Origin of the sequence: Microvirga brassicacearum, assembly GCF_008757455.1 — a bacterium.
GTDB lineage: Bacteria > Pseudomonadota > Alphaproteobacteria > Rhizobiales > Beijerinckiaceae > Microvirga > Microvirga brassicacearum.
Genome location: NZ_VCMV01000053.1, coordinates 1 through 8,977 on the forward strand (window position 1 = coordinate 1; position 8,977 = coordinate 8,977).

Sequence of the window (8,977 nt, forward strand, 5' to 3'; positions counted from 1 at the left end):
GTAGGGGTAGTAGCCACAGGCGGGGGGTGGTGGCGGGGCGTATCGGTTGTAGTAAGGCGCCGCGACCGCAGCTCCGACCGCTGCGCCCGCGATAGCTGCCCCTGCGGCCGCGCCGGCGCCGTACCAAGCGCCGTGATAAACCGGAGCGTGCCAATAAGCGCCACCTCGATATCCGCCCACGGCGACGCCGTGGAAGCCGCCGTAGCCACCGTGGAATCCCCCGAAACGAGCTGCGAAAAAGTCAATGAACAATGCAGCAGGTCCGGTCGCGCCGTCCAGGTTTCCTTCGAGGACGGCAACCTCGAAGGTAAGCGTTGCGCCCTCCAACTTGGCCGATTTAAGCGTCACAACGGCGTCGGCGACGTTCGATCCATTCCCGCCCAGAACCGAGACGGTCGCGTTGGGTGGGTCGATGGCGAAACTGTCCTTGCCTTGATCCCACTGCATGATGAATTGCTCGGTCGTCACGTGCCCGGCCGCGCGCACGGGACGGTCCGCGAATACGATCGAGTTCGCCGAGACACCGGTGAGGATTAGCTTATCGCCCTCGAGGCGGGCGCCCGCCGAATTAATAACGGCAAGAGATGGTTCAGGGGCGGACTTTGTGGCTTCCCCAATGGTCTTCTGAAGCGGCACGTGAAGCTTTTTGGCCGCTTCCTGCGCCAGGGATTGGCTCGAGGCCCCTGCAATTCCTGCGAGCAGAAGTGCTGCATGGACCATATGGTGGATGTTCATGATAGCTGTTCCTCTTTTGCTTTGAGATAGCGATGTGTCCAACCCCTCACCGTGGCGGCCCTCGTAGAGTGCGGGGCGGCACGTTTCGATCCGCGCATCGGGCAGGCGGTTTGCAGGCTCACAAAAATAATCGCGCGCTCGTTAGGTTGGAAGCGAGAACTCTCGAAACTTCTTGCCTCGACGTTGGCACCATGCCGCTCGTCACAACGATGCTCGGCGTGCATTCGTCGTTAAGCAGGCCTCCGGCTCCGCCACCCTCTCTATTTGGTGACCTCGATGAGGACTTCGTCCTTGCCGAGACTGAGGGTGATGCCCTCGCTCTGGCCGACGAGATGCATGATGACACCAGCTTTGTTCTCGAGCCAAAGTTCACTACGGTCACCCGTCTCGAGCCCGATGGGGCCGGTTCCTTCGACCCAGATTCCGGAGAATTGGGAGAGGTCGTCGAGCTTGTAAACGTCGCCTGCGACCTGTCGCTTCGAGATGCTGCCAGGACCGATTACGGTTCCTGCCAGTTTGAAGGGATATTGCTTCCCGCGAAATGTCAGGCGCCCCCTACCGAGACCGGCGCCTCCGACGAATACCTCGGTGAGAGTCACCTTCCCTGATGGGGACAGTTTCGCGATATCCTGCTGTGTCGGTGCAGTGACCGGAATTGGGCTCTCCGCAGTCAAGGAAGCGCAACCTGCGACGCACAAGGCCAAGGCCGTCCCAACTGCCGGTGCGAGAGTGAACTTTTTAGAAAGCCCCCAAACCCGTATCGTCTTCTGTGTTTTCGACACGTCGATCTCCAAAAATAAAATGCTGTTACTGGCAGATCCGAGCGCGAAAGCGGCACTCGGCTGCTCGGCGTTGATAACGAGCACTAGGGCCGAACTGGAAAGATGGTTTTCCAATCCCGTTTCATGTCCACGACGGTCCAACGGTCGGTAGCCGCGGCATCGAGCGCCTTGTCGAGGCGGCCGACCTTAGAATTGCGGTCGTAGGCGTATTCGCGTTCCGCATCGGTGTGATGCACGAGGACGCCCAGGCGACGTCCGCCTGACCCGGTTGTCCATTGCAGCATCTGGAGGTCGCCATCCGAGTTTCCGAAGGCGGCGATTGGGCGGAGACCGATATGCTGATTGATACCGACCGGCTTGCCAGGGCCGTCGTCGACGAAGTTCACCTGAGGCAGGCGGAACAGGGTCGGCTTGCCGTCACGCGTCTCGAACTTGGTGACGATGCTCGATCCTACGACCTGATCCGGGGGAATGCCGTAGCTCTTCTGGGCAAAGGCCCGCATGAATTCGATGCCACCGCCCGAGACGATGAAGGTCTTGAAGCCGCTGGCGCGCATATAGGCCAGCACTTCCAGCATGGGCTGGTACACGAGATCCTCGTAGTGGCGGTCGAAGCGGGGGTGCTTGGCGCTCGCGATCCACGTCTTCACCATCCCTATGAACTGCTCCGGCGTCATGCCGGCATGCGTCGCGGCGACGATCTCGACGGCCCCATGCTCGCCTGCGGCTGCCAGAGTTGCCATGTCGCCTTCGAGTACTGCCTTGAACGGCTGTTTGTCCTTCCATTCCGGATGCTGTGGCGCGAGCTCCTTGACCCGGTCCAGCGCGAACGCGAACTGCACATAGATAGGTTGCTCGATCCACAACGTGCCATCGTTGTCGAAGGTCGCGACCCGATCAGGCGCCGGCACGAAGTCCGGAGAGCCTTCACGGGTCACATCGGTGACGAAGGCAACAATTGCCTGTTTCGCGGCGCCGTCATTCCAGGACGGAAGCGGATCCGTCTGAGCCAGCGCTGCCGAGATCCAGACGGAGAGCAGGGCAATCGTGCCGAATCGTGACAGACAATTCCTCATGTGTATCTCCCGTGCCAAATGGGTTCGATGAATCGCTGGTGTTCGGATGCTAGAACTCGTCCGAACTGTCCCTGCACCGATAGCCGATGAAGCATTGTGGGTTGTTCGAGCTCGGGACCCACGCGGGTTCCGGGAATTGGTCGACCAGGCATTTTGCAGCGCTATTGACGAAGCGGGCGTAGGTCGATGGGCCGGTGTCAAGAACGACTGCGCCGTCCTTGACAACAAGTGCGCGGTTTTCAGCACAGGGCCTCTGAGATGTGGGCGGTCCGACCTGTGCCGTGGCTGCTGTTGCGACGAAGGTAAGAGCAAGAGAACTTAGCAGAATTCTGATCACGACTTTCTCCTCTGGTTCGAAATATTATCCTGTCCGTCTCTCAACCGACGGCACTGCGTCCGTCGCTGAATTACATTGATCTCGGTAGAAAATCTCTAGGTGCTGCCTCGGACGCAGTCGGCTGGTTAGTTGCTCGAAGGTGGATTCCTAAGTTTCTCCATCGCCTGTTCGACCGAGAATGAGCCGGGTCGTTGGCGCGGCGGGAACTGCTGGAAGCTGGAGAGGTGTTGCGCAACGAGTGCCTGCGCGGGGACCAGCACGAAAGCATGCTCGATGAACCATCGCACGTAGTCGCCCGCCTCGTGTTGCGCGCGCTCGAACGGGTCGGAGCGCAGGTTGAACAGCATCGGCAGGCGAAGTTCCACCATGGGCTGCGCCCACACATCGAATCCCTCCGCCTTCTGTTCCATGAAAACCCCTTTCCACTGGTCATAGCGCAGGCCCGCGAGGTTGCCGTCGTCGGTCCAGTAAAAGAACTCCCGTCGCTTGTCCGGCCCCTTGCCTCCAAGCAGGTCACGTTGGTCATAGCCGTCCAGGTGAACCTTGAAGGTCTTGCCGCCCGCATCGTAACCTTGCAGGAGCTTGTTGTTGATGTCCGGTTCGCCGGCCGACGCCACGAGTGTGGTCGCCCAATCCTCGGCCGAGAAGATGTCGTTGATCTCCGTATGGGGCGGCACGACTCCTGGCCACCGGATCATCGCCGGGACGCGGTAGCCGCCCTCCCAGTTGGTGTTCTTCTCGCCGCGGAAGGGCGTGGTGCCGCCATCAGGCCAGGAGAAAGTCTCGGCGCCGTTATCGGTGGTGTAGATCACGATGGTGTTGTCGGTGATCCCGAGATCGTCGAGCTTTTTTAGAAGCTGGCCGACCTGGCCGTCATGTTCCACCATGCCATCCGGATAGATCCCAAGCCCGGTTTTTCCCTGCGACTCGGTTTTAAGACGTGTCCAGATGTGCATGCGACTCGGATTGAACCACAGGAAGAACGGTTTCTGATCGCTACGCGCGCGATCGATAAAGTTGAGCGAAGCCGTGAGGAATTCCTCGTCGATGGTTTCCATGCGTTTCTTGGAGAGCGGACCGGTGTCTTCGCATTTCTGTTTGCCCCATGGGCCAAAGCGGGGATCATCGCCCGGCGTGTCGGTGGTCGTGGCGACGCACCGCAGAACGCCGCGCGGTCCAAACTGCGCCCTGAAGGCAGGGTTCTTCGGATAGTCCGGGTGCTCGGGCTCATCCTCGGCGTTCAGATGATAGAGGTTGCCGAAGAACTCGTCGAAGCCGTGCACCGTCGGCAGAAACTCGTTGCGATCGCCAAGGTGGTTCTTGCCGAACTGTCCGGTCATGTAGCCCTGGGGCTTGAGCAGGTCGGCAATGGTCGGGTCTTTCTCCGACAAGCCCTCCTTTGCTCCCGGCAATCCCACTTTCAGGAGGCCCGTTCGTAACGGACTCTGCCCGGTAATGAACGCGGCGCGGCCGGCGGTGCAGGATTGCTGGCCGTAGTAATCGGTAAAGATGGCGCCTTCGTTGGCGACACGGTCGATGTTGGGCGTGCGGTAGCCCATCATGCCGCGGTTGTAGGCGCTGATGTTCCAGTACCCAATATCGTCGGCCATGATAACCACGATGTTCGGTTTCTGTGGTTGCGCGAATGCGGGGGCGATGACGACGGAGGTGAGCGAGGCCAGCAGACCGACTCCGATATTTCTGACTGTGCTCATTCTCGATCCTCTGTGTTGAACTGGGTGTATCGTCGCTCGCACGAACGTCCATCCGGGTTTGCGCCGGACACCGAGCGCCGGAATGCGTATTTCCGGGACCAAATCCGGATGGACGTCGTGCGTTCGTGGCTACTTTACGTTCACCTTGAAGCTGAGCACGGACGTGCCGGGCTTCTCGTCGACGCTTTGTCCCTTCGCGGTGATCACGAAGCTGTCGGCGCCGCGGAAACCCGCCTTCGGCTCATAGGTCAGCGTGTCCTTGTCGACCATCTTGATGGTCCCATTCTGCGGCGGTTGGCTGACCTCCGCGCTGGTGAGCGTGCCGCGCGGACGGATGTCATACGTGCATCCTTGCCCCGCCGCGACGTCGAAGTCTGCGGTCATGTTGGCACCCATGATCGGCTGATTGCCCGCGACGACGCACATGCTTTGTGCGAGCGCCGGGCCAGAAAATAAAAGCGCCGCTGGGAGTGCTAGGATCGCAAGTGTAGGTTTCATGACGGTCTCCTCTCGTTTCTATGGGATCGAGGTTCGCCCCCTGCATTGGTCTTCTTGTTGGCTTGTGACCGGCGGGCACCTAATCTGAGCGGTGCCAGCCGATTTCGGGGGGCTATTGGGTGCCCTTTGCTTCAGTGCAGGTCACTGGCCGACACCAGCTTGCGGCTTCTTGAGCTGCTCCATCACTTGCTCGAGATTATAGCTTGCGGGGTCCTGCATCGGCGGGAATTCCCTATAGGTCTCAAGCTCCTTTAGCCACAGCGCCTGGCCCATCGGCAGGAGATTCCAGTCATAGATGTATGCTGTGGCTGGCGCCCCAATGGCCCCGCCCATGCCAAGGAGGGTCTTCGACTGCTCTCCGATCGATGTCTCGAAGGGGTCGCGCTTGATGTTGACGACCTGGCTCCAGTGGTAGGGGACGACGCCAGTGAGGAAGCCCGCCGGTGCATCGGACACCATTGCGAAGTAGAGCTTCCAGTTCTTGTAGCGGACCGCGGACGGGTCCTTACCGGAGTAATAGAAGAAGGTGTCGCGCGCCGATTTTTCTGACTTACCCTCCAGATAGGCGCGCTGATTGACGCCATCCAGCGTCGTCTTGACGATCCCGGGATACTGACCTTTCTCGATCTGTGCCTTGAGGTCGTTGGCCTTGGCGCCGCCAGCGATGTCGACGAGTGTCGGCAACCAGTCGAGTGACGCGAAGATCTCATTCTTGATCGTTCCCGGCTCGATGTGCCCCGGCCAGCGCACGACCAGCGGAGCGCGCATGCCGCCCTCCCAAGTGGACAGCTTGCCGCCTTTGAAGGGGGTGGTACCGCCATCTGGATAGGTGATCGTCTCGGCCCCGTTATCGGTGGTGAACACGACGATCGTGTTATCGAGTTCGCCCATCTCTTCGAGCTTTTTCAATACGTAGCCGATGTTGTCGTCCAACTGCTTCATGCCAGCTTCATTGGTGCCCCAGTCCTTGCCGCCGGGCTCGCCCACCATGCCAAGATATTTGTCGGGCAACACGGTGGTGATGTGCATGCGCGCCGGATTGTACCAAGCGAAGAATGGCTTTTTGGTTTTCTCGGGGTCGTTACGGTCGAGGAAGTCGATGAGTTTCGCCGAAATCTCCTCGTCCACTGTCTTTGAACGCTCGAGCGTTAGTGGTCCTTCATCCTTGCAAGTCTGGTTCGCTGCGGTTCCGTCGGACGACTTGCACCACATCACTGGACGCGGCGGTGTCAGGCACGGGGTCGTCATGGGATCGACTGCGGCGGGATTCTGGGCCAATCCGGGGACCGGCGTGTTCCGGCAAACTGGCGCGACCGTCTGCTCAGTCGGCGTCTTATTGATGTCAGGGAAGCTCACTCCCTGCATGGCATCGAGATGATAGAGATATCCCCAGAACTCTTGAAAACCGTGCGCTGTCGGCAGTGCATCCGTATGATCGCCGAGGTGGTTCTTGCCGAACTCGCCAGTGTTGTAGCCGAGGTCGTGCAGGAACTTCGCGACAGCGGGCGTGCCGGGCCGCAGATAAGACGGGCTGCCGGGCAGTTGCGGCGGGATCATGCCGGTCCTGAGCGGATGCATGCCGGTGAAGAAAGCGTTGCGACCCGCCGTGCAACTCTGCTCGGCATAGTAGGTCATAAACTTCGCACCCTCTCGGCCGATGCGATCGATGTTCGGCGTTTCGCCGACCGCGATGCCCTGGTGGTAGATGCTCGGCTGCATCCAGCCGATGTCGTCGCCCATGATGAACAGGATGTTCGGCTTCTGCTGTGGGGCCTGCGCGACGGCCGGAGCGGACATCGTCGCCGAGATCAGGGCCGTTGCACCGATCAGGCCGGCTTTGGCGCGCATGCGCCGGACGCGGAATCGTCCGCCAGGAGTTTGTGAGGACGCACGATCACTGTTCATAAGATCTTCCTCTCTCTGATGATGCAGCGGAAACCGACATGACTTGTCGAAGTGTCGACCGGCTGCGGGTGACGCGCCGCTGGACGGTAGCGGCGGCAGTAGTTGGGCGCGCATAGGTGCGAGCCGCCCTTCAGCACCCGGCGCGGGATTCTGGTCCCGGGCTCGCAAGGAGCGTAGCTCTGGTCCTCTGCGCCACCGCGTGGGTTCTCGGGAATGCAGCACGCCTTGACCGCCTCGGCCGGATGCCTCGGCGCGTAGAAGTCGCTCGTCCACTCCCAGACATTGCCGATCATGTCGTAGAGGCCGTAGCCGTTCGGCGGGAAGGCTTTGACGGGTGACGTTCGCTCGAACCCGTCCTGCGCGGAGTTCTGGAACGGAAAGGCGCCCTGCCAGGTGTTGGCCATCTGCCGCCCGCCGGGTGTGAACTCGTCGCCCCAGGCGAACTCGCTCCCGTCAAGCCCGCCGCGTGACGCGAACTCCCACTCGGCTTCGGTCGGCAGGTCCTTGCCGGCCCAACGGGCGTAGGCCGTCGCATCGGCATAGGCGACATGCACAACCGGATGGTCGTCGAGTCCCTTGATTGACGAGCCCGGACCGTAGGGATGGCGCCAGTTCACCCTGGGCTTGAACATCCACCATTGACTGAAGTGACGGAGATCGACCGGATAGTCCGGCGGGCTGAACACGAGCGAGCCGGCATGAAGCAGGTGCGGCAGGGCGCCGGGATAGTCCTTCGGGTTGGGCGTGATTTCCGCGACGGTGACATGGCCGGTGGCGCGGACGAACTCCCGGAATTGGTGGTTAGTGACCGGCGTCCGGTCGATCCAGAACCCGTCGACGGTGACGTGATGGACGGGCGCCTCCTCGGGATAGTGACCATCCGAGCCCATGCGGAACGTGCCGCCGGGAATCCGGACCATCCCCTTGTCCTCCGGCGAATTGTCGACGTAATCGACCGTCGGCTCGAGCAAGTTCGCGTCAGCCATGGCATCTGACCTCGAAGGGGTGTGCGCTGCCAGCGCGACGTCTCGGCGGAGAAGGCTGAGGACTTCCAGTCGGCACACGCATTATCGTAGACGGGTGATCGGAGCTTGCTTGACCGCGTGGGACATCCACTTGACCAATGAGGACAACCGTGGTGGCCGTTGCTCCCGTCCCGGCGTGTCGGCAGTGTCATCCCGTTTGCGGTCGTGGGTCCATCGGGGTGAATCCTGAAACTGCTCGGGGAAGACCCTCATTTGTGCCCGCGGTTCTCATCATTGGTTTGATGCCGAAGGCCAGCCGGGTCGCGTCTGGAGTCAGTGTCCTAAGCCCGGTTTGATCCAGGTCGACAGCAGCCGGTTCAGGGTTTAACGTACCTTATAGGACCGAAGGTCCTCGTCGCGACCCCCGATCCCGTTGCGTTACCCTTGCGGCCAGAGGTCTCGTCATGAGCGACGGTGCCGTCCCGAAGGTTGCGCGCTCGCTTCCGGTGCCGCCCCGTCTGCGCGGCCGGCTGGCCCTAACCTTCACAGCCGTCATCCTGGTCACCTGCGTCCTCGCCGCTGCGCTGCTGCTCTCGAACGCCCTGCATGAGCGCCAGCACATCCGGGGAGATACTCTGGGCACGGTCATTGCGCTGTCGTTCGGGTTCGACCAGGAACTAGCGGCGGGCAATGCTCTGCTGAAGGGCCTGTCCTCATCGCCTGCTCTGAAGTCCGGCGACGCCAAGGGCTTCTACGACCAACTCAGGGCGACGCCCATTCCCGACGGATCCTGGTTGATCCTCAGCGATCTGGACGGACAGGTCGCCAACACCCTCCGGCCGTTCGAAGCACCCCTTCCCCGACACCGGGACTTCCCGACTTATCCGGAAGCCCTGAACCGAATCCGCGAGCGCGGCTGGGCGGTGTCCGGGCAAATGGGGAGCCTCCTAAAGCCCGGAACGAC

Annotated in this window: 8 protein-coding genes; 1 reads left to right on the top strand and 7 read right to left on the bottom strand. The window is 61.2% G+C overall.

Annotated elements, in window-relative coordinates; translation table 11 throughout:
• The 7 genes from FEZ63_RS20815 to FEZ63_RS20850 form a co-directional block, all read right to left on the bottom strand.
• Window positions 1-735: hypothetical protein (locus FEZ63_RS20815; RefSeq protein WP_420846311.1), on the bottom strand; the 735-nt coding region annotated here is incomplete at its 3' end.
• A 260-nt stretch (window positions 736-995) separates the two neighbouring features.
• Complete coding sequence (locus tag FEZ63_RS20820) at window positions 996-1,334, bottom strand: hypothetical protein (RefSeq protein ID WP_150948105.1); 339 nt, start codon at window positions 1,332-1,334, stop codon at window positions 996-998.
• Between the two features lie 266 nt (window positions 1,335-1,600).
• Window positions 1,601-2,593, bottom strand: a complete 993-nt coding sequence (locus tag FEZ63_RS20825) for an HAD family hydrolase (RefSeq protein WP_150948107.1) — start codon at window positions 2,591-2,593, stop codon at window positions 1,601-1,603.
• Window positions 2,594-3,055: 462 nt separating this feature from the next.
• The gene (locus tag FEZ63_RS20835; protein WP_150948111.1) at window positions 3,056-4,645 is read right to left on the bottom strand and encodes an arylsulfatase; all 1,590 of its coding nucleotides are present in this window, start codon (window positions 4,643-4,645) and stop codon (window positions 3,056-3,058) included.
• A 129-nt stretch (window positions 4,646-4,774) separates the two neighbouring features.
• Window positions 4,775-5,143, bottom strand: coding sequence for an Ig-like domain-containing protein (locus FEZ63_RS20840; RefSeq protein ID WP_150948113.1), 369 nt, complete (start codon window positions 5,141-5,143; stop codon window positions 4,775-4,777).
• 141 nt (window positions 5,144-5,284) lie between these two features.
• Window positions 5,285-6,940 carry an arylsulfatase gene (locus FEZ63_RS20845; RefSeq protein ID WP_150948119.1) on the bottom strand — a complete coding sequence of 552 codons (1,656 nt, stop codon included), beginning with the start codon at window positions 6,938-6,940 and terminating at the stop codon, window positions 5,285-5,287.
• 104 nt (window positions 6,941-7,044) lie between these two features.
• The gene (locus FEZ63_RS20850; protein WP_420846312.1) at window positions 7,045-7,968 is read right to left on the bottom strand and encodes a formylglycine-generating enzyme family protein; all 924 of its coding nucleotides are present in this window, start codon (window positions 7,966-7,968) and stop codon (window positions 7,045-7,047) included.
• 509 nt (window positions 7,969-8,477) lie between these two features.
• On the opposite strand from FEZ63_RS20850, the gene FEZ63_RS20855 reads away from it, so the two are divergent.
• Window positions 8,478-8,977, top strand: a 500-nt coding sequence (locus tag FEZ63_RS20855) for a hypothetical protein (RefSeq protein ID WP_201274238.1), incomplete at its 3' end; no start/stop codon positions are given.